Source organism: Variovorax sp. CF313, assembly GCF_000282635.1.
In the GTDB taxonomy this organism is placed as follows: Bacteria; Pseudomonadota; Gammaproteobacteria; order Burkholderiales; family Burkholderiaceae_C; genus Variovorax.
On the sequence record NZ_AKIW01000033.1, the window covers coordinates 175,295 to 200,623 of the forward strand.

Annotated in this window: 22 protein-coding genes and 1 tRNA gene; 17 read left to right on the forward strand and 6 right to left on the reverse strand. The window is 65.7% G+C overall.

The genetic code is table 11. The features are described from left to right. Positions 1-22 precede the first annotated feature (22 nt). Both fabI and PMI12_RS11425 read left to right on the forward strand, forming a co-directional pair. Positions 23-805 (forward strand): enoyl-ACP reductase FabI, encoded by a 783-nt coding sequence (gene fabI, locus PMI12_RS11420; RefSeq protein WP_007832278.1) that lies wholly within the window; start codon positions 23-25, stop codon positions 803-805. 62 nt (positions 806-867) lie between these two features. Then, complete coding sequence (locus PMI12_RS11425) at positions 868-1,710, forward strand: DNA ligase (protein ID WP_042673198.1); 843 nt, start codon at positions 868-870, stop codon at positions 1,708-1,710. A 37-nt stretch (positions 1,711-1,747) separates the two neighbouring features. Here PMI12_RS11425 and PMI12_RS11430 read toward each other — a convergent pair whose 3' ends face one another. Then, positions 1,748-4,036 carry an arginine/lysine/ornithine decarboxylase gene (locus PMI12_RS11430; RefSeq protein WP_007832282.1) on the reverse strand — a complete coding sequence of 763 codons (2,289 nt, stop codon included), beginning with the start codon at positions 4,034-4,036 and terminating at the stop codon, positions 1,748-1,750. A gap of 216 nt (positions 4,037-4,252) precedes the next feature. On the opposite strand from PMI12_RS11430, the gene PMI12_RS11435 reads away from it, so the two are divergent. From PMI12_RS11435 to PMI12_RS11455, 5 genes are all read left to right on the forward strand, one after another. Continuing rightward, the gene (locus PMI12_RS11435; RefSeq protein WP_007832283.1) at positions 4,253-4,678 is read left to right on the forward strand and encodes an NfeD family protein; all 426 of its coding nucleotides are present in this window, start codon (positions 4,253-4,255) and stop codon (positions 4,676-4,678) included. A 36-nt stretch (positions 4,679-4,714) separates the two neighbouring features. Then, positions 4,715-5,644: an SPFH domain-containing protein gene (locus tag PMI12_RS11440; protein ID WP_007832284.1), complete on the forward strand. Its 930-nt coding sequence runs from the start codon at positions 4,715-4,717 to the stop codon at positions 5,642-5,644. Between the two features lie 25 nt (positions 5,645-5,669). Continuing rightward, positions 5,670-5,760: transfer RNA gene (locus PMI12_RS11445), tRNA-Ser, on the forward strand. Between the two features lie 197 nt (positions 5,761-5,957). Beyond that, on the forward strand, positions 5,958-6,314 hold the full coding sequence (locus PMI12_RS11450) for a hypothetical protein (RefSeq protein ID WP_007832285.1): 357 nt from the start codon (positions 5,958-5,960) through the stop codon (positions 6,312-6,314). A 99-nt stretch (positions 6,315-6,413) separates the two neighbouring features. Beyond that, complete coding sequence (locus PMI12_RS11455) at positions 6,414-6,803, forward strand: response regulator (protein ID WP_007832286.1); 390 nt, start codon at positions 6,414-6,416, stop codon at positions 6,801-6,803. An 89-nt stretch (positions 6,804-6,892) separates the two neighbouring features. Here the strand turns inward: PMI12_RS11455 and PMI12_RS11460 are convergent, their stop codons facing one another. From PMI12_RS11460 to PMI12_RS11475, 4 genes are all read right to left on the reverse strand, one after another. Beyond that, positions 6,893-8,098, reverse strand: coding sequence for a branched-chain amino acid ABC transporter substrate-binding protein (locus tag PMI12_RS11460; protein WP_007832287.1), 1,206 nt, complete (start codon positions 8,096-8,098; stop codon positions 6,893-6,895). A gap of 136 nt (positions 8,099-8,234) precedes the next feature. Then, the gene (locus PMI12_RS11465; RefSeq protein WP_007832288.1) at positions 8,235-8,630 is read right to left on the reverse strand and encodes a hypothetical protein; all 396 of its coding nucleotides are present in this window, start codon (positions 8,628-8,630) and stop codon (positions 8,235-8,237) included. Between the two features lies 1 nt (position 8,631). Beyond that, entirely contained in the window at positions 8,632-9,072 is a 441-nt protein-coding gene (locus PMI12_RS11470; RefSeq protein ID WP_007832289.1) for a DNA polymerase III subunit chi, read from the reverse strand. Then, positions 9,069-10,583, reverse strand: coding sequence for a leucyl aminopeptidase (locus tag PMI12_RS11475; RefSeq protein ID WP_007832291.1), 1,515 nt, complete (start codon positions 10,581-10,583; stop codon positions 9,069-9,071). The genes PMI12_RS11470 and PMI12_RS11475 overlap by 4 nt, the downstream gene beginning before the upstream one ends. A gap of 21 nt (positions 10,584-10,604) precedes the next feature. Here PMI12_RS11475 and lptF point away from each other — a divergent pair, with 21 nt between their 5' ends. The 6 genes from lptF (at position 10,605) to PMI12_RS28145 (ending at position 15,679) form a co-directional block, all read left to right on the forward strand. Next, positions 10,605-11,726 (forward strand): LPS export ABC transporter permease LptF, encoded by a 1,122-nt coding sequence (gene lptF / locus PMI12_RS11480; protein WP_007832293.1) that lies wholly within the window; start codon positions 10,605-10,607, stop codon positions 11,724-11,726. Next, positions 11,723-12,832 (forward strand): LPS export ABC transporter permease LptG, encoded by a 1,110-nt coding sequence (lptG, locus tag PMI12_RS11485; RefSeq protein WP_007832294.1) that lies wholly within the window; start codon positions 11,723-11,725, stop codon positions 12,830-12,832. The genes lptF and lptG overlap by 4 nt, the downstream gene beginning before the upstream one ends. Continuing rightward, entirely contained in the window at positions 12,829-13,191 is a 363-nt protein-coding gene (locus PMI12_RS11490) for a sirohydrochlorin chelatase (RefSeq protein ID WP_007832296.1), read from the forward strand. The genes lptG and PMI12_RS11490 overlap by 4 nt, the downstream gene beginning before the upstream one ends. A gap of 63 nt (positions 13,192-13,254) precedes the next feature. Continuing rightward, positions 13,255-14,196, forward strand: a complete 942-nt coding sequence (locus tag PMI12_RS11495) for a CysB family HTH-type transcriptional regulator (protein WP_007832298.1) — start codon at positions 13,255-13,257, stop codon at positions 14,194-14,196. After that, a complete protein-coding gene (locus PMI12_RS11500; RefSeq protein ID WP_007832300.1) occupies positions 14,193-15,365 on the forward strand; it encodes a pyridoxal phosphate-dependent aminotransferase in 1,173 nt (390 codons plus the stop codon). Before PMI12_RS11495 ends, PMI12_RS11500 begins: the two co-directional genes overlap by 4 nt. A 155-nt stretch (positions 15,366-15,520) precedes the next feature. Beyond that, positions 15,521-15,679: a DUF3309 family protein gene (locus PMI12_RS28145; RefSeq protein WP_007832302.1), complete on the forward strand. Its 159-nt coding sequence runs from the start codon at positions 15,521-15,523 to the stop codon at positions 15,677-15,679. Positions 15,680-15,739: 60 nt separating this feature from the next. Here PMI12_RS28145 and hrpA read toward each other — a convergent pair whose 3' ends face one another. Beyond that, positions 15,740-19,519: an ATP-dependent RNA helicase HrpA gene (hrpA, locus tag PMI12_RS11505; protein ID WP_007832303.1), complete on the reverse strand. Its 3,780-nt coding sequence runs from the start codon at positions 19,517-19,519 to the stop codon at positions 15,740-15,742. A gap of 444 nt (positions 19,520-19,963) precedes the next feature. Here hrpA and PMI12_RS11510 point away from each other — a divergent pair, with 444 nt between their 5' ends. The 4 genes from PMI12_RS11510 (at position 19,964) to dapC (ending at position 25,324) form a co-directional block, all read left to right on the forward strand. Beyond that, positions 19,964-21,949 carry an AAA family ATPase gene (locus PMI12_RS11510; protein ID WP_007832304.1) on the forward strand — a complete coding sequence of 662 codons (1,986 nt, stop codon included), beginning with the start codon at positions 19,964-19,966 and terminating at the stop codon, positions 21,947-21,949. Positions 21,950-21,998: 49 nt separating this feature from the next. Beyond that, positions 21,999-23,345 carry an amino-acid N-acetyltransferase gene (gene argA, locus PMI12_RS11515; RefSeq protein ID WP_007832305.1) on the forward strand — a complete coding sequence of 449 codons (1,347 nt, stop codon included), beginning with the start codon at positions 21,999-22,001 and terminating at the stop codon, positions 23,343-23,345. Between the two features lie 36 nt (positions 23,346-23,381). Then, positions 23,382-24,023, forward strand: a complete 642-nt coding sequence (locus PMI12_RS11520; RefSeq protein ID WP_007832306.1) for a LysE family translocator — start codon at positions 23,382-23,384, stop codon at positions 24,021-24,023. Positions 24,024-24,094: 71 nt separating this feature from the next. Beyond that, a complete protein-coding gene (dapC, locus tag PMI12_RS11525) occupies positions 24,095-25,324 on the forward strand; it encodes a succinyldiaminopimelate transaminase (protein WP_007832308.1) in 1,230 nt (409 codons plus the stop codon). Positions 25,325-25,329: the final 5 nt, after the last annotated feature.

The following is a 25,329-nucleotide window of genomic DNA, read 5'->3' on the forward strand; positions in this document are numbered from 1 at the left end:
AAGATTTTCACGAGGCAACTTCATGGGCTTTCTTTCCGGCAAAAAACTGTTGATCACCGGTGTGTTGAGCAATCGCTCCATTGCTTATGGCATTGCCAAGGCCTGTCATGAACAGGGCGCGGAGCTCGCCTTCAGCTATGTCGGCGAGCGATTCAAGGACCGTATCACCGAATATGCCGCAGACTTTGGCTCGAAGCTGATTTTCGATTGCGACGTGGGCGACGACGCGCAGATCGACAAGCTCTTTGCAGACCTCTCGCAGACCTGGCCGAAGTTCGATGGCTTCGTGCACAGCATCGGCTTCGCGCCGCGCGAATCCATTGCGGGCGACTTCCTCGACGGGCTCTCGCGCGAAGGCTTCAAGATCGCGCACGACATCAGCGCGTACAGCTTTCCGGCCATGGCCAAGTCGGCGCTGCCCTACCTCAACGACAAGGCGGCCCTGCTCACGCTGACCTACCTGGGCGCCGAACGCGCGCTGCCCAACTACAACACCATGGGCCTGGCCAAGGCCTCGCTCGAAGCCTCGGTGCGCTACACCGCCGCCTCGCTCGGCCCGAAGGGCATGCGCGTGAACGGCATCAGTGCGGGCCCGATCAAAACGCTGGCAGCCAGCGGCATCAAGGGCTTCGGCAAGATGCTGGCGGCCGTGGCCGACGCCTCGCCCATCCGCCGCAACGTGACCATCGAGGAAGTCGGCAACGTGGCCGCCTTCCTGCTGAGCGACCTGGCCAGCGGCGTGACCGCCGAGATCACCTACGTGGACGGCGGCTTCAGCAACGTCGTCGGCGGGATGGCCGAGTAGTCCTGCGCCAAACCCCGGCACGGCTGCCAAACGGCCGTGCTGCGCAACCCATTTCACACATCGTGCTGAATCGACGCTCCTTGCTGCTTGCCGTTTTCGGCGTGATCGTCGCGCCCTCCGCATTCGCGCGCGAGGCAGCGCCCTCGCTGATGCTGGCCGACGTCTACCGCCCCGGCATGTCGCTGAACGACTACTGGGTCAGCGAGAAGTACGACGGCGTGCGCGGCTACTGGGACGGCAAGCAGCTCTGGACGCGCGGCGGCGAGCGGATCATGGCGCCCGCATGGTTCACCGCCCCGCTGCCCAGGCAACCGCTCGACGGCGAGCTGTGGGCCGGACGCGGCCGCTTCGCCCATGCGATGTCGACAGTGCGCAGCCAGACGCCCAACGATGTCGCATGGCACGAGATGCGCTTCATGGTGTTCGACCTGCCCGCCCAGGGCGGCGACTTCACGACGCGGCTGGCCGCGCTGCGCAACCTGCTTCCCATCACCGACGCTCCCTGGGTGGTGCCGGTGCCGCAGCAGCGCGCGACCACGCATGCAGAGCTGCAGGCGCTGCTCGACAAGACAATCAAGATGGGCGGAGAGGGGTTGATGCTCCACCGCGGCAGTTCCCAGTACCGCGGAGAGCGCAACAGCGACCTGCTGAAGGTCAAGCCCTATGAAGACGCCGAGGCCCGCGTGATCGAGCACGTGGCCGGCAAGGGCCGGCACAGCGCCCGGCTCGGCGCACTGGTGGTCGAGACGTCAGACGGCAAGCGCTTCAAGCTCGGCACCGGACTGACCGATGCCGAACGGGAGAACCCACCCGCCATCGGCAGTTGGGTGACCTACCGCTACAACGGCACCACCGCCAAGGGCCTGCCCCGCTTTGCGCGCTTCATGCGCGTTCGCGAGGGCTGACCACCCCTCGAACGACTTCGGCCGCGCCCTACTTCGCTTACTTGACGCAGTCCGCGTAGTAGCGCTTCTTGCCCGTCTCGTCGATGCGCGCCACGAGGCCGTGGATGTCGGTCTCGAAGCCCGGGCACTGCGTATTGAACTCGCGCGAGAACTTGAGGTAGTCGACGATCTTCTTGTTGAACACTTCGCCAGGAATCAGCAGCGGAATGCCCGGCGGGTACGGCGTGATCAAGCTGGTGGTGATTCGGCCTTCGAGCTCGTCGATCTCCACGCGCTCGGTCTTGCGGTGCGCGATGTGGGCGAAGGCGTCGCTGGGCTTCATGGCCGGCGTCAGGTCGCTCAGGTACATCTCGGTCGTGAGGCGGGCCACGTCGTAGCGCGCGTACAGCTGGTGGATGTGCTGGCACAGGTCGCGCAGGCCGAGGCGTTCGTAGCCCGGATGCTGCTGGCAGAACTCGGGCAGGATGCGCCACATCGGCTGGTTACGCGCGTAGTCGTCCTTGAACTGCTGCAACGCCGTCAGCAGCGTGTTCCAGCGGCCCTTGGTGATGCCGATGGTGAACATGATGAAGAAGCTGTAGAGCCCGGTCTTCTCCACGATCACGCCATGCTCGGCGAGGAACTTGGTCACCACGCTGGCCGGGATGCCGGTTTCGGCGAAGTTACCTTCGAGGTCGAGACCCGGCGTGACGATGGTCGACTTGATCGGGTCAAGCATGTTGAAGCCGTCGGCCAATTCGCCAAAGCCGTGCCAGTTGCGCGGCGACTTCTTGTTCTTGGGCTTGCCGTTCTTCTCGCCCTGCATGATCCAGTCGTCGGCGCGGCCGATGCCTTCTTCGACGAGCTTCTCGGGGCCCCAGACCTTGAACCACCACTCGTCCTTGCCGAACTCCGCCTCGACCTTGCGCATGGCGCGGCGAAAGTCGAGCGCTTCGAGGATGCTTTCTTCCACCAGCGCGGTGCCGCCGGGCGGCTCCATCATGGCGGCGGCCACGTCGCAGCTCGCGATGATCGCGTACTGCGGGCTGGTCGACGAGTGCATCAGGTAGGCCTCGTTGAAGAGGTCGCGGTCGAGCTGGCGATTCTGCGAGTCCTGCACCAGCACATGGCTGGCCTGGCTGATGCCGGCCAGCAGCTTGTGCGTCGACTGCGTGGCGAACACCAGCGATTCCTTCGGGCGCACGCGGCGCTTGCCCATCGCGTGATAGGCGCCATAGAACGGGTGGAAGGCCGCGTGCGGCAGCCACGCCTCGTCGAAGTGCAGCGTGTCGACGTAACCGTCGAGCATGTTCTTGATGGTCTCGGTGTTGTAGATCACGCCGTCGTAGGTCGACTGCGTGAGCGTCATCACGCGCGGCTTGACCTTGTCGGGGTCCACGTCGGCCAGCAGCGGGTTGGCCTTGATCTTGGCCTTGATAGCGCTCTGCTCGAACTCGCTCTTGGGAATGGGGCCGATGATGCCGAAGTGGTTGCGCGTGGGCTTCATGAACACCGGAATCGCGCCGGTCATGATGATCGCGTGCAGGATCGACTTGTGGCAGTTGCGGTCGACCACCACCACGTCGCCCGGCGCCACCGTGTGGTGCCACACCATCTTGTTGCTGGTGCTGGTGCCGTTGGTCACGAAGAAGCAGTGGTCGGCATTGAAGATGCGCGCCGCGTTGCGCTCGCTGGCCGCCACCGGGCCAGTGTGGTCGAGCAGCTGGCCGAGTTCTTCCACCGCGTTGCAGACGTCGGCGCGCAGCATGTTCTCGCCGAAGAACTGGTGAAACATCTGGCCCACCGGGCTCTTCAGGAACGCCACGCCGCCCGAGTGGCCCGGGCAGTGCCACGAGTAGGAGCCGTCTTCCGCGTAGTCGATGAGCGCCTTGAAGAACGGCGGCTGCACGCTCTCGAGGTAGCTCTTGGCCTCGCGGATGATGTGGCGCGCCACGAATTCCGGCGTGTCCTCGAACATGTGGATGAAGCCGTGCAGTTCGCGCAGGATGTCGTTCGGGATGTGGCGCGATGTCTTGGTCTCGCCGTAGATGTAGATCGGCACGTCGGCGTTCTTGCGCCGCACTTCGCCGATGAAGTTGCGCAGGTTCAGCACGGCCGGATCGAGGTCGGGGCCGATGGTGAATTCCTCGTCGTCGATCGACAGGATGAAGGCGCTGGCCCGGCTTTGCTGCTGTGCGAACTGGCTCAGGTCACCGTAGCTCGTGACGCCCAGCACCTCGAAGCCCTCCGTCTCGATGGCCTGCGCGAGCGCGCGGATGCCGAGGCCCGAGGTGTTCTCGGAGCGGAAGTCCTCGTCGATGATGACGATGGGAAAGCGGAATTTCATGAGCGGGGCTCCGGACAGGCAGACAGACAGGCAATGAGGCGAGGCGCGAAGTGTACGGAATTCGGATGACGAATCTGGTCAGGCTCGTGCAAGCCATTCGGGCCCGTCCGGCAAGGCCCATTTCTCCGGCTGCGGCGCAGTACCCCTACCCAGGGCAAGCGCTTGGGGCATATGCCTCAGAATGGCGCGCATCGAACAAGGAAAAGAGGAGTTGAAATGGCGAATTCCACCGTCTGGTGGCTGATTGCGGGGGCCGCCATCGTGGTCGAGTTGCTCTCGGGCACCGTCTACCTTTTGCTGCTGGCCGCAGGCTTTGCAGCCGCGGCGATCTCGGCGCACCTGGGCTTCGGCACCGTCACCCAGCTGATCGTGGCCTCGGTGATCGGCGTGGGCGCCGTGCTGACCTGGTACTCGATCCAGCGTAAGCGCCCCCCTGCCCCGCCCACCGGAACCAACCGCGACGTGAACCTCGACATCGGCGAGAGCGTGCAAGTCGATGCGTGGAATGCCGATGGCACGGCGACCGTGCGCTACCGCGGCGCGCAGTGGACCGTGATCCAGCGCGCGGGCCGCACGCCGTCGACCGGAGAGCACCGGGTGGTCGAGGTGATCGGCAGCCGGCTGGTCGTCGACAAGGTCTAGTCACAGTCCATAGAACTCAGAAAAAGGAAGCGCACCATGGAATTTTCGGTCCCTCTCATCATCCTGGTCATCGCGATCATCTTCATCAGCCAGTCGGTCAAGTTCGTGCCGCAGCAGAACGCCTGGGTGCGCGAGCGCCTGGGCAAGTACCACGGCACCATGACGCCCGGCCCCAACTTCCTGATTCCGTTCATCGACCGGGTGGCCTACAAGCACAGCCTGAAGGAAATCCCGCTCGACGTGCCGAGCCAGATCTGCATCACGCGCGACAACACGCAGCTGCAGGTCGACGGCATCCTGTACTTCCAGGTGACCGATCCGATGCGCGCGAGCTACGGTTCGTCGAACTACATCGTGGCCGTGACGCAGCTTGCACAGACCTCGCTGCGCAGCGTGATCGGCAAGCTGGAGCTCGACAAGACCTTCGAGGAACGCGACGTCATCAACGCCCAGGTGGTGGCCGCGATCGACGAGGCCGCGCTCAACTGGGGCGTGAAGGTGCTGCGCTATGAAATCAAGGACCTGACGCCGCCGAAGGAAATCTTGCTGGCCATGCAGGCGCAGATCACGGCCGAGCGCGGCAAGCGCGCGCTGATTGCGGCCTCCGAAGGCCGCCGCCAGGAGCAGATCAACATCGCCACCGGCGAACGCGAGGCCTTCATCGCCCGCTCCGAGGGCGAAAAGCAGGCGCAGATCAATAACGCACAGGGTGAAGCCGCCGCGATCACCGCGGTGGCCACCGCAACGGCAGACGCCATCGAACGCGTGGCAGCGGCCATCCGCCAGCCCGGCGGCGAGCAGGCCGTGCAGCTCAAGGTGGCCGAGCGCGCCGTCGATGCCTACGGCAAGGTGGCGGCCGATTCCAAGACCACGCTGATCGTGCCGAGCAACATGACCGAGACCGCCGCGCTCATCGCTTCGGCGATGCGCATGGTCCAGGCAGGCAAGCCGTCGAATCCGGCCTGAACTGACTGCTACAATCGTGGGCTCAGGAGCGGTGGATGAGCGGTTTAAGTCGCACGCCTGGAAAGCGTGTGAGGGTTAATAGCCCTCCGCGGGTTCGAATCCCGCCTGCTCCGCCAGAGATCGATTGTTCGTAACCGTTCACGAACATCAGACAACGCAAGAAGCCCAAGTTGCCACAAGCACTTGGGCTTTTTTGTCGTCCGGCTCACCAAGCAGTGCGTTGCTTTGCAACAACTGGATATCACCTGCCGGATCCTTTCATCTGGCGCTACGATCCGAATGTTTTAGTTTCAAAGCCTGCAAAGGAGCCTCGATGGCTGGACAACGAAAAAACGCGCCGCGCGGCAGGACCCCACTGGACCGCACCCTGGAAAAAAGCGAGCAGGTGGCCGCCGACGTGCAGCGGGCATCGGACAACCTCGCCGTGGTGAACACGGTACTCGAACAGGAGTTGCCCGAAGAAGTGCAGGTCGGCGAAGTGGCACAGGCCATCGAGCACACGAGCCAGCTGGAAGAAAAGCTGGCCAAGTCCGCCGAGAAGCTGGCTGAGGTCAACGCCGCACTGAGCGAGGAGATCGAGAAGCGCCTCGAAGCGGCGGCGGAGCGCGACGAAAGCCAGGCGCTGGCCAAGAAGCTCAAGGCAGAGATCCGCGCCGACGGCGACGACTGACCCCGGATTCGGCCACCGGCACTCCGTCCGTATCCTTTCTCCTACGCCGCGGCAACGCCAGGCACGCTACGCTATTCGTTCTCAAAGCGAAACCACGGCATGGCCCTCATCACGTTCCTCGTCGAGGACAACAAGACCATCAGGGATAACCTGGTCCCGGCACTCGAGGATTTGGTCAATGGCCGTGTGGTCGGCTTCGCCGAAACCGAGACAGAGGCCCTTGCATGGCTCGAGGTGCATCCCGACGACTGGCAGCTCCTGATCGTCGACCTCTTCCTGAAGGAAGGTTCCGGCCTCGGCGTTCTGGGCGGCTGCAGGAACCGCAAGCCCAGCCAACGGGTAGTGGTGCTCAGCAACTACGTGACGGCCGACATACGCGCGCGTTGCATGGCTCTGGGTGCAGACGCGGTGTTCGACAAGTCGCGCGATCTCGACGCTTTCATCGAGTACTGCAACGCCAATCGCCCTTCGGGTCTTGCGCCGCTCTGAACCGCGCCTGAAGCAGCCATGGAAAAAGGGCCCGAGGGCCCTTTTCTCTTTTTGCGAACAACCGTGAAGGTTGCCGCTGCCGAAGCGAATCAGCGCACCACGGCGATCTGCGTGCGCGCACCACCCTTGTAGGTGTACAGCGTCAGGGCGCCGTTCTTGATGTCGCCCTTTTCGTCGAAGGCGATCGGGCCGGTCACGCCCTTGTATTGTGTCTTGCCGACTTCAGGCAGGTACTTGGCCGGGTCGGACGAGCCGGCCTTGACCATGGCTTCGGCCAGCACGTTGACCGCGTCGTACACGTACGGTGCGTAGATCTGCACTTCGACGCCGTTCTTGGTCTTGAACTTGGCCTTGAAGTCTTCCAGCGGCTGCTTGAAGTCGCCGTCCACGCCACCGGCTTCAGCGCACACCACCATTTCTTCGCCAATCGCATCGCCAGCCAGCTTCGGCAGTTCGCCGGTGCACAGGCCGTCGCCGCCCATGAACTTGACGTTCAGGCCGAGCTGCTTGACTTGCTTGAGCATCGGGCCGCCGACGGCGTCCATGCCGCCAAAGAACAGCACGTCGGGCTTGGCAGCCTTGAGCTTGGTCAGGATGGCGTTGAAGTCGGTCGACTTGTCGGTGGTGAACTCGTGGCCCACGATGGTGGCGCCAGCGGCCTTTGCCGACTTCTCGAACTCTTCGGCAACGCCTTGGCCATAGGCCGTGCGGTCGTCGATCACGGCGATGTTCTTGCCCTTGAGCGTTTCGACCGCGTACTTGCCCAGCGTGCCGCCGAGCTGCGTGTCGTCGGCCACCACGCGGAACGTGGTCTTGAAGCCTTGGCGCGTGTACTTCGGATTGGTGGCCGAAGGCGAGATCTGCGGAATGCCGGCGTCGCTGTAGAGCTTCGAAGCGGGAATGGTGGTGCCCGAGTTCAGGTGACCCACCACACCGTTGACCTTCTCGTCGACCAGCTTCTGGGCGACAGCGGTGCCCTGCTTCGGATCGCCAGCGTCGTCTTCGGCGACCAGTTCGAACTTGGCGACCTTGTCGCCGATCTTGAGGCCCTTTGCATTCAGGTCTTCGATGGCCATCTTGGCGCCGAACTCGTTGTCCTTGCCGAGGTGGGCAATGGGACCGCTCGTGGGCGCAACGTGGCCGATCTTGACGAGCAGGGTTTCTCCGGCAGGTGCAGCAGCCGGGGCCGCAGCCGTTGGCGCGGGCGCCGCAGCGGGAGCAGCAGCTTCTTCCTTCTTGCCGCAAGCCACCAGCGTGAGTGCAGCCAGTGCGACCGCAGTCCATTTCAATTGCATGAGAACCTCCAGAACTTGGATGAAAAGAATAAAAAACCGGTCGTGTGATCCGGGCGCACAGACCTCGCAAGTTTCGCGCCGCGGACCAGCGGCACCCTCACGCCCTTCCGACCTGCGGCGCAGTTTAGCCGAGGATTCAGGCGCCGGAAGCTGGCGTAGACCCTGTGTTTTCGCTGAGTTCCGCGGCCATTGCCTCGATCACCAACGCACGCAGAACGGCTTCGATTTCATTGCGCAAACGCGGCACCATCGCGTCGAGCTGATGCTGAACGGCAGCTGACACGGTGTCGCTCAAACGCTCTTCCAGAGACAGGTCGACGCGCTGCAACACGCGGTGCAGCAACTGCTCTTCGAGGCTGACGATTTCCGCCTGCGAAAGCTGCACGGCCGGCGGCAATGCCATGACGCTCGCCGGGTCGGGTTGGAGCGCGGCCGCGGCCTGCGGCTCGGGACTCGCGGGCTCCGCCGGAACCTCGAGCACCGTGGTCAGCGTGGGAACGAACCGAGGCGGTGTGCGCAGCGTGCTGGCCATGTCAGGAACTCTTTGCGAAATCGTGTGGCTGGATGGTGTAGCCACGATCGGCATAGTGGCGCCAGCGCGAACGGCCGACCTGGCGATCGTTGGCCTCGTCGCTCACGATGTCGATCATGCGTTCATAGCGCTCGAAGCCTGCAGGCACTTCGAGTCCGAGATTCACCAGCATTTCGCGGTGCGGCAGCGAGGCCGCGTCGGCCCCCTCCGCCGAAAGAACGACGGGCGAACGCGCGACCACATGGGCCGGCGCATCGCCGCGGCAGTGCGCGACGAAGTCCACCGGCGACAGCTGCCAGAGCGCGGCGTCCATGGCATCGAGCGCAAGCGCATCGCCGACGACCACCACGCGCAGGCCGCGTGCATTCACGGCCTTGCGAACCAGCCGGCAGGCGTAGTTCAGCTTGTCGGGCGCGTTGTAGTGAAAGCCGATTTCCGTCACTTCGCCGACCTGGCCTTTTTGGCCGGAGCTGCGGGGGTTTTGGTTTTGCTGGCCTTGCCCGATCCGTCGCCGCCGTTTGCGCGGGTTGTCAGGTACGACACCAGCAGGCCCACCGGCCGGCCGGTCGAGCCCTTGGCCGCACCGCTCTTCCAGGCGGTGCCCGCGATGTCCAGGTGCGCCCAGGCGAAGTCGCCGGCAAAGCGCTGCAGGAACTTGGCGGCGGTGATGGCGCCGCCGGCGCGGCCGGCAATGTTGGCCACGTCGGCAAAGTTGCTCTTGAGGCCTTCGGCATAGTCGTCGTCCAGTGGCAGGCGCCAGCAGCGGTCCTGCGAGGCCTCGCCGGCAGCTTCGATCGCTGCGGCCAGCGTTTCGTCGCTGGTGAACAGACCGCTGCGCACGCCGCCGAGGGCCACCACGCAGGCGCCCGTCAGGGTCGCTATGTCGATCACGGCCGCCGGATCGAAGCGCTTGGCGTAGGTCAATGCGTCGCAAAGGATGAGCCGGCCCTCGGCATCGGTGTTGAGTACCTCGATGGTCTGGCCGCTCATGCTCGTCACCACGTCGCCCGGCTTCACGGCGCGACCGTCGTTCATGTTCTCGCACGAGGGAATGAGGCCGACGACGTTGATGGCGGGCTGGAGGTCGCCGAGCGCGCGGAAGGTGCCGAGCACACTTGCCGCGCCGCACATGTCGAACTTCATTTCGTCCATTTCGGCCGCGGGCTTGAGCGAGACACCGCCGGTATCGAAGGTGATGCCCTTGCCGACAAGCACCACGGGCGCCTCGTCCTTGGGCGCACCGTGGTAGCGCAGCACGATGAAGCGCAGCGGCTCCGCCGAACCTTGAGCCACGGCCGCGAAGGCACCCATGCCGAGCTTCTCGACTTCTTTCGGGCCCAGCACTTCGCACTTGATGTTCGGCAGCTTGGCCAGCCCCTTGGCGACCTCGGCCAGCAGCGTGGGCGTGGCATGGTTGGCCGGCCGGTTGCCCCATTCCTTGGCCAGTTCGATGCCCTGGACAGCGGCGCGGGCGGTGTCGAAGGCGCCGGTGACGACGGCGGCATCGGCCACGCCGACGATCAGCTGGCGGATGCTGCGGGGCTCGGCCTTCGACTTGGTGGTCGTGTAGACATAGCTGGCGTCGGCCGCCGCCGTGACGGCGCTCGCTACCGCCGCGCCGTCAGTGGGCTGCGCAAAGACGATGGCCACGCGCTTGGGCCCCTGGGCCTTGACCGCGTTGACCGCCGCGATCACCCCGCTGCGCACCGAGGCGGGCTTGCCGTCGCCGATGGCGGCGAGCACCACGCGGGACGCGACCACGTCTTCCGGACGGTAGAGCCCCAGCTGCTTGCCAGCCTTGTCGGGCAGGTCGCCGGCCTTGCGGGCACTGGCGGCGAGCACCGACAACGGGTCTTTGGAGGTGAGCGGAGCGCTGCCCACGAGCACGATGAGGACGTCGGATTTCTCGGCTGCAGCCTGGGCGACGGTGAGGGTCTTGAGTTGAAAGTCCATAATCCTTTTTTTCCTCGAACGATGTTATTCCATTCTTCCCTACGCAAGGAGCTGTCCCGCAGCTTCGGAGCAACCCTCGTGGTCTTGGTCACCATCGTGATGACCATGATGCTCATCCGCACCCTGGGGCTCGCGTCCAAGGGCAGTGTGAACCCGCAGGAGGTGTTCCTGGTGATGACTTACACGGTGCTCGGCTACATGCCGACCATCCTGAGCCTGAGCCTGTTCATCGCCATCGTCGGCACCCTCTCGCGCATGTACCGCGACAGCGAGATGGTGATCTGGTTTTCCAGCGGGCGCGGCCTGATCGACTTCGTCAAGCCGCTGTTCCGCTTCGCCTGGCCAGTGCTGATCCTGATCGCGGTGATGGCGCTGGTGGGCTGGCCGTGGGCCAACTCGCAGACCATCGGCATGCGCAAGCAGTACGAGCAGCGCAGCGACATCGAGCGCGTGGCGCCGGGTGAGTTCCGCGAATCCGCAGGCCGGGTGCGCGTGTTCTTCATCGACAAGGAGACGGCTGACAACTCCAAGGCCACCAACGTCTTCATCTGGTCGATCGAGCGCAACATGCAGATCACGACCTCGGCGCGCAGCGGCAGCATCGAGAACATCGGCAATTCGCGCTACCTCTTGCTCAACAACGGACAGCGGCTCGAGCAACCCATTGCCCAGACCGGCCTGAAGATCAGCGAATTCAAGACCTACGGCACCCGGGCAGGCGGCAACAACGGCCTGACCAACGACGCAACGCCGCCGCGCGCGCGCAACACGCTGTCCCTGCTGACCGATCCGAGCGACCCGAGCCGCGGCGAGCTGGCCTGGCGCATCGGGATGCTGCTGACGGCCGTCAACTTCGTGCTGCTGGCGCTGAATGTGTCGAGCGCCAACCCGCGCGTCGGCCGCAGCGGCAACCTGCTGCTGGCGCTGTTCGCTTTCGTCGTCTACTACAACATGCTCAACCTGGGGCAGAGCTGGATCAGTTCAGGCAAATACAGCCTGGGTGGCTTCATGGTGCTGCTGCATGGCGGCGTGCTGCTGATCAACCTGGCATGGCTCGGCATACGCCAGAACAACTGGGGACGGCCGGGCAAGCCACGTCCGTCCGCCGCCGCGCTGCCTACACCCAAGATCGAACCCACGTGAAAACGATAAGACGCCTGATCTACGTGGAGGTGCTGAAGGCCGTGGCGTTCGTGACGCTCGGCTTTCTGAGCCTCTTTTTCTTCTTCGACTTCGTCGATGAACTGCAATCCATCGGCAAGCCGGACAGCCTCAACTACGGGCCGGCGCAGGCGCTGGTCTACGTGACGCTGCTGATTCCGAGCCACCTCTACGAACTGCTGCCGATCACGGTGCTGATCGGCTCCATCTTCGTGATGGCCCGGCTGGCGCAGAGCTCCGAATACACGATCCTGCGCACCAGCGGCCTGGGGCCCTGGCGTGCGCTGCGCACCCTGCTGCTGCTGGGCATCGGTTTCGTCATGCTGACCTTTGCCATCGGCGACTATGTCGCACCGGCGTCGGAGCGCACGGGCCAGCTGCTCAAGGCCAAATACCAGGGCGTCTATTCCCTGGCCGGCAACACGGGCGCTTGGCTCAAGGAAAAACGGGGCAATGTGTCGTTCGCAGTGAACGTGCTGTCGATCGACCGCAAGGGCACGCTGAAGAGCCCGCGCATCTTCGAGTTCGATGACAACGGCTACATCAGCACCCAGATCGTCGCGAGCTCGGCCCGCATCGACAACGGACACTGGATGCTCACCGACGTCGAAGAGCAGAAGTACGACACGCGCAGCTCGGCCGACCAGGCCCGCATTGCCACGACCAAGATTCCGCAGCTGAACTGGCCCACCACGCTGACCGCCGAAATGGTGTCGGTCGCGCTCCTGCGCCCCGACCGCATGGGCACGATCGACCTGTTCGACTACATCCGCCACCTCGACGCCAACGGCCAGACCGCGCAGCGCTACGAGATCGAGTTCTGGCGCAAGGTGTTCTATCCGCTCTCGTGCCTGGTGATGGTGGTGCTCGCCCTGCCCTTCGCCTATCTGCACTTCCGCCAGGCCGGCATCACCACCTACGTGTTCGGCGGCGTGATGATCGGCATCAGCTTCTTCCTGCTGAACAACGTGTTCGGCTATCTCGGCAACCTGAGCAACTGGTCGCCATGGCTCACGGCGGCGGCGCCGGGAATGATCTATTCGGTGATGTCGTTGACGGCCTTCAGCTGGCTGGTGCTACGACGATGACCCAGGGCATCGTTTTACTGGCGCATGGTTCGCGCGACGAGCGCTGGCGCCAGCCCATCGAGGCCGTGGCCGAGCGCGTGTGCAGGAACGAGCCCCGCGCCCGCGTAGCCTGCGCCTACATGGAACTGGCAACGCCCGACCTGCCCACGGCGACAGCGGCGCTGATTGCCGGCGGCGCCACCGCCATCCGCGTGGTCCCGCTGTTCCTCGGCATGGGCAAGCACGCGCGCGAAGACCTGCCGCACCAGCTCGAGGCGCTGCGCCAGCGCTGGCCCGACGTTGGCTTCTCGCTCGCCCGCATCGTTGGCGAGGAGCCCGAACTGGTCGATCTCCTGGCCAGAATTGCGGTCAAATCCTGAACATCCGGCAATTTCGATAGATTCCGAAGGCATAATAAATTCCGTAATAAGACGGAATTTGATATGAATCTGCACCAGTTCAAGTTTGTTCAGGAAGCCGTGCGGCGCAACCTGAATCTCACGGAGGCGGCCAAGGCGCTCCACACCTCGCAGCCCGGCGTTTCCAAGGCCATCATCGAGCTCGAGGAAGAACTGGGCGTTGAAATCTTCGCGCGCCATGGCAAGCGCCTGAAGCGCGTGACCGAGCCGGGCCAGCACGTCATCGCCAGCATCGAACTCATCATGCGCGAGGTGGGCAACCTCAAGCGCATCGGCGAACAGTTCAGCGCGCAGGACAGCGGCACCCTCTCCATCGCCACCACCCACACCCAGGCGCGCTACGTACTGCCGGTGCCCGTGGCCAATCTGCGCGAGGCGTACCCCAAGGTCAACGTGAGCCTGCACCAGGGCTCGCCCGACCAGGTGGCGCGCATGGTGATCGACGAGATCGCCGAGATCGGCATCGCCACCGAATCGCTCGACGGCTACGCCGAGCTCGTGACCCTGCCCTGCTACGAATGGCAGCACGTGCTGGTGCTGCCCAAGGACCATCCACTGGCCGCCAAGGAGCGCATCTCGCTCGAAGACCTGGCGAGCGAGCCGATCATCACGTATCACCCGTCGTTCACCGGACGCACGCGCATCGACCATGCGTTCGCGCAGAAGAAGCTCACGCCGCGCATCGCGCTCGAAGCCATCGACTCCGACGTGATCAAGACCTACGTGCGCCTCGGGCTGGGCGTGGGCATCGTGGCCGAGATGGCCGTGCGCGACGAATCGAACGCCGACCTCGTGGTGCGCCCGATGGGCCACGTGTTCGGCCAGAATATCGCGCGGGTCGCGTTCAAGCGCAGCGCCTACCTGCGCAACTTCGTCTTCAAGTTCGCCGAGCTGCTGTCCGACCGCCTCGACCGCAACCTGATCGCCAAGGCCCTGAGCGGCCATCAACAAGACTACGAACTATGAGCACAGCTCAATCCCCACGCACGCCCGACATCGCCACCAAGCTGCCGGCTGTAGGCACCACCATCTTCACCGTGATGTCGGCGCTGGCCGCCGAGAAGAATGCGGTCAACCTCGGCCAGGGTTTTCCTGATTTCAACTGCGATCCGAAGCTGCTCGAAGACGTGACGGCCGCCATGGCCGCGGGCCACAACCAGTACCCGCCGATGCCCGGCATTCCGGCGCTGCGCGACGCCATCGCCGCGAAGATCTCGGCGCTGTACGGCCACGGCTACAGCGCGGCCACCGAGATCACCGTCACCGCCGGCGCCACGCAGGCCATCATCACGGCCATCCTCGCCGTGGTGCGCCCGGGCGACGAGGTGATCGTGCTCGAGCCCTGCTACGACAGCTACGTGCCCAACATCGATCTGGCCGGCGGCAGCGTGGTGCGCGTGCCGCTCGTGCCCGGCACCTTCCGCCCCGACTTCGACAAGATCGCCGCCGCGCTCACGCCGCGCACGCGCGCCATCATCATCAACACGCCGCACAACCCGAGCGCCACGGTCTGGACCGCCGCCGAGATGCGCCAGCTCGAGGAACTGCTCGCGCCCACCGACGTGTTCGTAATCAGCGACGAGGTCTACGAGCACATGGTCTACGACGGCGCGCGCCACGAAAGCGTGGCGCGCTTCCCGGGCCTGGCCGCGCGCAGCTTCATCGTCAGCAGCTTCGGCAAGACCTACCACGTCACCGGCTGGAAGGTCGGCTTCGTGGCTGCGCCGGCTCCGCTGATGGCCGAGTTCCGCAAGGTGCATCAGTTCAACGTGTTCACCGTGAACACGCCGATGCAGCACGCGCTCGCGCAGTACATGGCCGAGCCGAAGCCGTACCTCGAGCTGCCTGCCTTCTACCAGCGCAAGCGCGACCTGTTCGCCGCCGGCCTGGCCGAGAAGACGCGCTTCAAGCTGCTGCGCAGCGAAGGCAGCTATTTCCAGTGCGTCGACATCTCGGCGGTGAGCGACCTGTCCGAAGCCGAGTTCTGCCTGTGGCTCACGCGCGAGATCGGCGTGGCGGCAATCCCGCTGTCGGCCTTCTATGGCAACGGCTTCGACCAGCGCGTGGTGCGCTTCTGCTTCGCCAAGAAAGACGAGACGCTGCTCGCCGCGCTGGAGCGGCTCGCCAGGCTCTGAGGACGCTCCTTCCGTCGCTTGCAGATACACCGGGCAAAACGCCGACGCGCGCGGTAGGACTGTCCTGACCACCGAAGGGGTGGCTCTCCGGCGCCGCGCCACCGCGGGGATGACCAGCATCGGGGTTCGTTGCAACAACGTCCCAGGAGCAAACCATGTCCCTCTCGTTCATTCTGCTGATCATCCTGATCCTGCTGCTGATCGGTGCGCTTCCAAGCTGGGGCTATAGCCGGTCCTGGGGCTACGGGCCCAGCGGTGGCCTCGGCCTCGTGCTCGTGATCGTTGTCATCCTCGTGCTCATGGGGCGCATATGACCGGGCGGCGGCAGCTTGTGCCGCCTTCGGCGAAGAGCCCGCCCCTTTCGGCGGGCTTTTTCATGCCTGCAGCTGAGCCCACGCCTTGTCGAGCCGCTTCACGCTTACCGGCTGCGGCGTGCGCAACTCCTGTGCGAAGAAGCTCACGCGAAGCTCCTCGAGCAGCCAGCGGAATTCGAGCATGCGCTCATCCACCACGCCCTTGCGCTCCGCCACCAGGCGCCAGTAGCGCTGCTCCTGAGGCTTGAGCTCGGCGAGCTTCGCGGCGTCGCGCGCGGGGTCCGCGCGCAGCTTGTCGAGCCGCAGCACGATGGCCTTGAGGTAGCGCGCGAAGTGCTGCAACTGCGTCCACGGTGCATCGGCGATGAAACGCTTGCCGACGAGACGCTGCAGCTGCTGCGCGGCATCCTGCACGGCATCGGGCTGGATCTTCGTGTCCTTGATCTTGCGCGCGGCCGCCGCGTATTCGACGAGGATGGCCGACGCCAGCCGGCCCACCTCGTTCGCGATCAGCGTGAGGCGGCCGCGCCCCTCTTCCAGCCGGCGCTTGAACGCAAACTCGTCGGTCGGCAGCGGCTCCTGAAGGAAGGCGCGGTCGATCGCCACATCGATGATCTGCGTGCGCAACTCCTCGGAGGTGCCGAGCGGCATGAACGCGACCGACATCTTCTGCAGATCGGGGATGTTCTTCTCGAGGTACTTGAGTGCATCCTTCAGCTGCAGTGCGAACAGGCGGCGCAGGCCGGCCCGGTGCTTGGCGGCCGCCACGGCAGGCTCGTCGAACACCTCGATGGTCACGGCGTCCCCCTCGTCGCGCAGCGCCGGAAAACCGATCAGCGATTGCGAGCCGCGGCGCACTTCCATCAGTTCGGGCAGCTCGCCGAAAGTCCAGCCCGTGTAGCGCTGGCCGGCGGGTAGCGCGGCGGGTGCAGGCGCGTTGGCCGCCTTCGCGGGCGCCTTCGAGCCTTCGTCCGTCGCCGTCTTCTTCTCCGGCGACGCCTTCACATTCAGCCCCGCGAGCGCCTGGAACGCGCCGCGCGCCTGCGCACCGAGTTCGGCCTTCAGCGCACCAAGGTTGCGCCCCATGCCCAGCTGCCGCCCGTGCTCGTCGATCACGCGCAGGTTCATGAACAGGTGCGGCGGCAGCATGTCGAGCTTGAAGTCGGCGCGCTTCACGTCGATGCTGGTCATGTCGCGCACGCGCTTGAGCAGCACGTCGGTCAGCGAGCCCGTACCGAACAGCTCGGGCGCCGATAGTTCTTCCGCCAGCTTCGAAGCCGACTCGGGCAGCGGCACCAGCCGCGAGCGCGGGCGCTGCGGCAGGCTCTTGAGCAGCGCCTGGATCTTGTCCTTGAGCATGCCCGTCACCAGCCACTCGCAGCGTTCCTCGCTCACCTGGTTGAGCACAAACAGCGGCACGCTGACGGTGAGGCCGTCCTTCGCGTCGCCGGGCTCGTGCAGGTAGGTCGCAGCACAATCGACGCCGCCCAGCCGCAGCGTGGCCGGAAAAGACTGCGTCGTGATGCCAGCCGCCTGGTGGCGCATCAGTTCATCGCGCGTCAGGAACAAGAGACGTGGCTGCTCCTCCGAGGCATGGCGGTACCAGTTCTCGAAGGTGATGCCGCTGGCCACGTCGGCGGGCAACTGCGCGTCGTAGAAGGCGAAGATCAGTTCGTCGTCGACCAGCACGTCCTGCCGGCGCGACTTGTGCTCCAGCCCTTCGACCTCGCGCACCAGCTTGCGGTTGGCCGTGAGGAACGGGAACTTGCTCTCCCATTGCCCACCGACCAACGCCTCGCGGATGAAGATTTCGCGCGCCGCGACCGGATCGACCTTGGTGAAGTCGACGCGGCGCCCGCTGTATACGACAAGCCCGTACAACGTCGCGCGCTCCAGCGCCGACACCTGCGCGCCCTTCTTCTCCCAGTGCGGGTCGAGCAATTGCTTCTTCAGCAGATGCCCCGCCACCTGTTCGAGCCACTGTGGCTCGATGTTGGCGATGCCGCGCCCGAAGAGCCGCGTGGTCTCGACCAGTTCGGCCGCAACGATCCAGCGGCCGGGCTTCTTCTTCAGATGCGCACCCGGGTGCTTGTAGAACTTGATGCCGCGCGCACCGAGATACGCCTCGTCATCTTCGAGCTTCCAGCCAATGTTGCCGAGCAGGCCCGCGAGCATCGACAGGTGCAGCGGCTCATAGCCAGCGGGCTCGGCGTTGAGGCGCCACTTGTGCTCGGTCACGACTGTGAGCAGCTGCGAGTGGATGTCGCGCCACTCGCGCACACGGCGGATGTTGATGAAGTTCTGGCGCAGCAGCTGCTCGTACTGGCGGTTGCTGAGCTTGTGCGTGTCTCCGTGGCCGCCGCGCGCGTCGGCGATCCACTTCCACAGCCGCAGGTAGCCGCTGAACTCGCTCTTCTCGTCGTCGAATTTCGAATGCGCCTGGTCGGCCTGCTGCTGTGCGTCCATCGGGCGGTCGCGCACGTCCTGCACGCTGAGGGCCGAGGCGATGACCAGGACTTCTTCGAGCGCGCCGCGCGATCGGGCTTCCAGGATCATCCGGCCGACGCGCGGGTCGAGCGGCAGCCGCGACAGCTCGGCACCGGTTTGCGTCAGTTCGTTGGCGTCGTCGACCGCGCCGAGTTCGTTGAGCAGTTGGTAGCCATCGGCAATCGCGCGCGGCGATGGTGCCTCGAGGAACGGAAAGCGCGCCACGTCGCCCAGCCGCAGCGACTTCATTCGCAGGATCACACCCGCGAGCGAGGAACGCAGGATTTCCGGATCGGTGAAGCGCGCCCTGCCTTCGAAATCCTTTTCGTCGTAGAGCCGGATGCAGATGCCGTTCGCCACCCGCCCGCACCGGCCCGCGCGCTGGTTGGCCGCGGCCTGGCTGATCGGCTCGACCAGCAACTGCTCGACCTTGCTGCGGAAGCTGTAGCGCTTGACGCGCGCCGTGCCGGTGTCGATCACGTAGCGGATGCCCGGCACGGTGAGCGAGGTCTCGGCCACGTTGGTGGCCAGCACGATGCGCCGGCCCGTGTGGCCGTCGAAGATGCGGTCCTGCTCGGGACCCGAGAGGCGCGCGAACAGCGGCAACACCTCGGCGTTGCGCAGCAGCGGCTGGTGACTCAGGTGGCGGCGCAGGTGGTCGGCCGCTTCACGGATCTCGCGCTCGCCGGGCAGGAAAACAAGGATGTCGCCCGCGTTGTGCGGGTCGCGCCAGAGTTCGTCGACACCATCGGCGATCGCATCGTTCAGGTCGTGCTCGCGCGACTCCTCGAACGGGCGGTAGCGCTGCTCCACCGGGAAAGTACGGCCGGAGACATAAATGATCGGCGCCGGCCCGTTCCTGGACGCGAAGTGCTGCGCGAAGCGGTCGGCATCGATGGTGGCCGAGGTGACGATCACCTTCAGGTCGGGCCGGCGCGGAAGAATCTCGCGCAGGTAGCCCAGCAGGAAGTCGATGTTCAGCGAGCGCTCGTGGGCCTCGTCGATGATCAGCGTGTCGTAGGCCTTCAGCAGCGGGTCGGTCTGCGTCTCGGCCAGCAGGATGCCGTCGGTCATCAGCTTGACCGAGGCGTCGCGGCTCAACCGGTCCTGAAAGCGCACCTTGAAGCCGACCACGTCGCCCAGCGGCGTCTTCAACTCTTCAGCGATGCGCTTGGCGACCGAGCTCGCAGCAATGCGGCGCGGCTGCGTGTGGCCGATGAGCCGGCCCTTGCCTGGCTCGGCGTTGAGCTTGCCTCGACCCAGCGCCAGCGCGATCTTGGGCAGCTGCGTGGTCTTGCCCGAGCCCGTTTCGCCGCAGACGATAACGACCTGGTGCGCCGAGATGGCGGCCATGATTTCGTCGCGCCTGCCCGAGACAGGGAGCGATTCGGGAAATTCGATGCGAAGAGGTGTCGTGGTCGTCAAGGGAAGGCAGTCGTCGGGCTGGCGCGGCGGGCAAACCGTCGATTATCGGTGCGCACGGCAGTTGTTGCAGGGCGCCCACAGTGCGCCGCCCCATGGCAACACGTCGTGTAAATAGTCTTTACTCCACTGCACCCTCTCGCTACGATCGCGTCCATGTCCTGCCTTGCCCCCACCACCTTGCGCCGTCGCTGCGCAAGCCGTGCGCCCACCGCGCATGGACGGGCCAAGTTGCCTCGCCCGGCCTGAAGCCGCGCCCCCGCGCGCTTCGAGCACAGAAGCGCCGCAACAGCTCCCACAGCGTCTGACTGCCGACTCCTTCGTGCGAAGGAGCGGGCGCTTTTCCGTCCCTGTTCGATAAAAAAGAAAAACACCATGTCCAAAGACATCCACTCCCGCCTGCACGCCGAGCTGTCCGAACGCACGCGCCATCTGCAGACCGTCGCCGAGGCGCTGAAGGCCGAACTCTTCGGCATCGATGACATCATCGACCGCGTGATCGATTCGCTGCGCGCCTGGTATGTGCTGCCGCAGCTCATCAGCCGCCCTGTGGTCATCTGCCTCTGGGGCCTGACCGGCACGGGCAAGACACAGCTCGTGCGCCGCCTGGCCCAGCACCTGGGCTTCTACGACCGCTTCATCGAAGTACAGATGGACGGCTTCAGCCATGGCTCGGGCTATCACAGCCGCGGCTCCATCTCGGCCATGCTGGCCGAATCGGGTATTGCCGAAAGCACGCCCGGCATCCTGGTGCTCGACGAGTTCCAGCGCTTCCGCACCGTCGATGGCAACGGCAACGAGGCCAAGGTCGAGCGCTACCAGGATGTGTGGGCGCTGCTGTCCGACGGCCGCCTGCCGCCCGCGCTGTCGATGCTGGGCGAGATCGAATCGTCGCTCGCGCAGGCCGAGTACGTGCAGGACCGCGACGGCCCGGCCGACAGGAAGAAGGACGACAAGAAGCGCAAGCTGCACCTCTCGCCCTGGGAGGCGCACGAAGTGAAGCGCTGCCTGAAGCTCTCCGAGACCCTGCTGCAGATCATGGCCTGGAAGCCCGCCGAGGTGCATGCGCGCCTGCGCGCCTTCCGCGACGCGCAGCAAGACTGGGAGACCGACTACAGCAAGCTGCTGGTGTTCGTCTCGGGCAATCTCGACGAGATGTACGCCGAGACGGCCCGCCGCGTCGAGGACTGCGACACCGACGCCGACATCTTCCACACACTGACGAAGAAGCTCTCCGTCATCGACGTGAAGAAGGCGCTGGCCGAGCGTTTCCGCCCCGAGCAGATCGCGCGCCTGGGCAACAACCACCTGATCTACCCGTCGTTCAACCGTGCGACCTACGTGCGCCTGATCCTGTCGATCTGCGACCGCTACGTGGGCGAAATCCAGGAAAGCTCCGGCGTGCGCTTCGTGCTCGACGCGAGCGTGTACGAGCAGATCTACGCCAACGCCGTGTTCCCGGCGCAGGGCACGCGCCCGCTGTTCTCTTCGATCCACGCGATCCTGAGCGCCACGCTGGTCAATGCCGCGCTGTGGGCGCTGGAGCAAGGCGCCGACGGCGGCGAGCCGGTGTGGCTCACGCTGGATGCGGGCGCCTCCTGCATCCAGGCCAAGTACCGCAAGGTGCGCCGCCAGTTCCCGGTGTCGCTGGAGCTGAACCGCCTCAAGCAGCGTTCGAGCGAGGACTTCCGCGCCCTGCTCGCCGTGCACGAGGCCGGCCACGGCGTGGCCTACGGCCTGCTGTTCGGCCGCGCACCGCAGGAGATCAAGATCAACGTCGCCTCGTTCGAGGGCGGCTACAACAGCTACGAGCAGCGCAAGGCCTGGTCGAAGGAGAACCTGCGCGACCGCATCTGCGTGAGCCTCGCGGGCCGTGCCGCCGAGCAACTGGTGTTCGGCGAGCAGGCCTGCACCTCCGGCGCCGTGCAGGACTTCATGCAGGCTACCGCCTGCGCGGCACAGTACGTGCGCCACTTCGCCTTCGGCACGCGCCTGAGCCGCACCGACGTGGCGAACGACCCGGAGGACAACCGCAATACCGACGTCGATGCCACCAACCCCGAGATCGAGGCCCTGCTCGCGCAGGAGCATGCGCGCGCCCTCGCGCTGCTCGACGCGCACACGCCGGCGCTGGTGGTGGTGGTCGACGCGCTGATGCGCGAGGGTTCCATCGCGCCGGCCGAACTGGCGGCAATGCTCGGCCTGCCAACCGCTCCCACCGGAGAGCCGACCGACGCCTATGCGGCGCTGCTGGCGAGCTTCCGCGCCCGCCATGCCGACCTGCTGCCCCCGGCGCAACCAGAGGCCGCCGCGGCAGCCGTTCCCGCCAGCGCGGCCCGCGTGCTGCGGGCGATCGCCTGAATCGCCCGAGTCAGGCAAACGACGCTCCATGAATGCACAATCACGCCCCATGTCCACCGTTTTCAACTTCACCTTCGTGCCCTGGTTCCGCTCGGTCGCGCCCTATATCCACACGCACCGCGGCAAGACTTTCGTGGTCGCCCTGGCGGGCGAGGCGATCGCGGCGGGCAAGCTGCAGAACATCGCGCAGGACCTGGCCCTGATCCAGAGCATGGGCGTGAAGATCGTGCTGGTGCACGGCTTCCGTCCGCAGGTCAACGAGCAGCTCGCGGCCAAGGGCCACGAAGCAAAGTACTCGCACGGCATCCGCATCACCGACGAAGTGGCGCTCGACTCCGCGCAGGAAGCCGCGGGACAGCTGCGCTACGAGATCGAGGCTGCCTTCAGCCAGGGCCTGCCGAACACGCCGATGGCGGGCTCGACGGTGCGGGTGATCTCGGGCAACTTCATCACCGCGCGGCCCGTTGGCGTTGTCGACGGGGTGGACTTCAAGCATTCGGGCCTGGTGCGCAAGGTCGACTCGGCCGGCATCCGCCGCACGCTCGATTTCGGTGCGATGGTGCTGATGTCGCCCTTCGGCTTCTCGCCCACCGGCGAGGCCTTCAACCTGACGATGGAAGAGGTGGCCACCAGCGTCGCCATCTCGATCCAGGCCGACAAGCTGATCTTCCTGACCGAGATCCCGGGCATCCGCATCGACAGTGAGTTGCCCGAGAGCGAGGACAACCCGATCGACACCGAGCTGCCGCTGGATGCCGCGGAAAAACTGCTCGCCTCGCTGCCGCCGCCGCAGAAGCCGACGGACACGGCTTTCTACCTGCAGCACTGCGTGAAGGCCTGCAAGGCCGGCGTTGAGCGCAACCACATCCTGCCCTTCGCGCTCGACGGCTCGCTGCTGCTCGAGGTGTACGTGCACGATGGCGTCGGCACGATGGTGATCGACGAAAAGCTCGAGAGCCTGCGCGAAGCCTCGGTGGACGACATCGGCGGCATCCTCCAGCTGATCGAGCCCTTCGAGCGCGACGGCACGCTCGTGAAGCGCGACCGCACCGAGATCGAGCGCGACGTGGGCCACTATACGGTGATCGAGCACGACGGCGTGATCTTCGGCTGCGCAGCACTCTACCCATACCCCGAGGCGCGCACCGCCGAGATGGCCGCGCTCACGGTGTCGCCTCAATCGCAGTCGCAGGGCGACGGCGAACGCATCCTCAAGCGTGTCGAACACCGCGCCAAGGCGATGGGCCTGGACAGCATCTTCGTGCTCACCACGCGCACCATGCACTGGTTCCTCAAGCGCGGCTTCCAGCAGGTCAACCCCGACTGGCTGCCCGAGGCGCGCAAGCGCAAGTACAACTGGGACCGCAAGAGCCAGGTGCTGGTCAAGAAGATCTGACCGACTGCTGAAATCCCCGAGAAGGAGACTGCCCCGATGACGCTCGCCACAGCCCTGCTCTTCGCCATCGTGGCCTTCGCCGCCATCGCCACGCCCGGTCCTACCGTCCTGCTGGCGCTCAGCAACGGCTCGCGCCACGGCGTACGGCGAGCCTTGCCGGGCATGCTCGGCGCAGTGCTGTCGGACTTCGTGCTGGTCGGCGCCGTGGCCCTCGGCCTTGGCGCGCTGCTGGCCGCGTCCGAGTTCTGGTTCTCGATGCTGAAGTGGGTCGGCGCGGTGTACCTGGCGTATCTCGGCCTGCGCATGCTGCGCTCCAGGGGCGGCGGCTTCCATCTGCCTGCCGCCGACGGCGCGCCGTCGACCACGGCGGGCGAGAGCAAGCGCATCTTCTTCAAGTCCTTCCTCGTGGCGGCGACCAACCCCAAGGGCTACATCTTCTGCTCGGCGCTGTTGCCGCAGTTCATCGATCCCTCGGCCGCGCAGGCGCCGCAATACTTCGTCATCGCCCTGATCTTCGCGGGCCTGGACATGGCGGTGATGCTGGCCTACGCCTTCGTCGGCGCCCGCGCGATCCGGCTGCTGACCGTATCGGCCACGCGCTGGATCGACCGCGCCTGCGGCGGCATGCTGCTGGCGCTGGCCGGCTCGCTCGCCTTCTACCGGCGCGGCGCGGCCTGACGACGACACCTGTCGCCGGCCAGTAGCCGCTTCGCCAGGAGCGGTAACAGCTGTCACCGATAATCCCGGGCATGAATCCCCTGCTTTCCCGGTTGCAACCCTATCCCTTCGAGCGGCTGAAGCAACTGTTCGCGGGCGTCACGCCCAATCCCGAGTTTTCCGCCATCAGCCTGGGCATCGGCGAACCCAAGCACGCCACGCCGGGCTTCATCAAGGACGCCTTGAGCGCCAGCCTCGGCGCGCTGGCCGCCTATCCCGCGACCGCCGGCGACGTTGCGCTGCGCACCGCCTTCACCGACTGGCTGAAAACCCGCTACAGCCTCGCCCTCGACCCGGCCACGCAGGTGCTGCCCGTCAACGGCTCGCGCGAGGCGCTGTTCTCGCTGGCCCAGACCGTGGTCGACCCAACCGCCTCGCCGCAGCCGGTGGTGATGTCGCCCAACCCGTTCTATCAGATCTACGAGGGCGCGGCCCTGCTCTCGGGCGCCGAGCCGTACTACGTGGCCAGCGTGCCCGCGCGCAATTTCGCGGTCGACTGGGACAGCGTGCCCGACGACGTCTGGGCCCGTACGCAACTGGTGTTCGTCTGCTCGCCGGGCAACCCGACGGGCGCCGTGATGTCGCTGGACGAGTGGAAGAAACTCTTCGCACTGTCCGACCGCCACGGCTTCGTGATCGCCGCCGACGAGTGCTACAGCGAAATCTACTTCCGCGACGAGCCCCCGCTCAGCGGCCTCGAAGCCTCGGTGAAGCTCGGCCGGCCCGACTTCAGAAACCTGATCGCACTGACCTCGCTGTCCAAGCGCAGCAACGTGCCCGGCCTGCGCAGCGGCTTCGTGGCGGGCGACGCGTCCATCATCAAGAAGTTCTTGCTCTACCGCACCTACCACGGCAGCGCCATGAGCGGCACCGTGGCCGCCGCCAGCATCGCGGCCTGGGGTGACGAGTCTCATGTGGTCGATAACCGCGCGCAGTACCGCGCCAAGTTCGCTGCCGTCACGCCGCTGCTCGAACCCGTGCTCGACGTGCGCCTGCCCGACGCCAGTTTCTACCTCTGGGCCGGCGTGCCCGAAGTGTGGGCTGGCGACGACGAAGCCTTCGCCCGCGCGCTCTACGCTCAATACAATGTGACGGTTTTGCCAGGCAGCTATCTGGCGCGCCATACGACATACGGGGCGCACAGCGCCAACCCCGGCCGGGGCCGCATCCGCATGGCGCTGGTGGCCGGAACGGCCGAGTGCGTCGAGGCCGCCGGACGCATCGTCCGCTTCTGCAACGAGGGCACGGACGCCCGCCGCTGATCCGC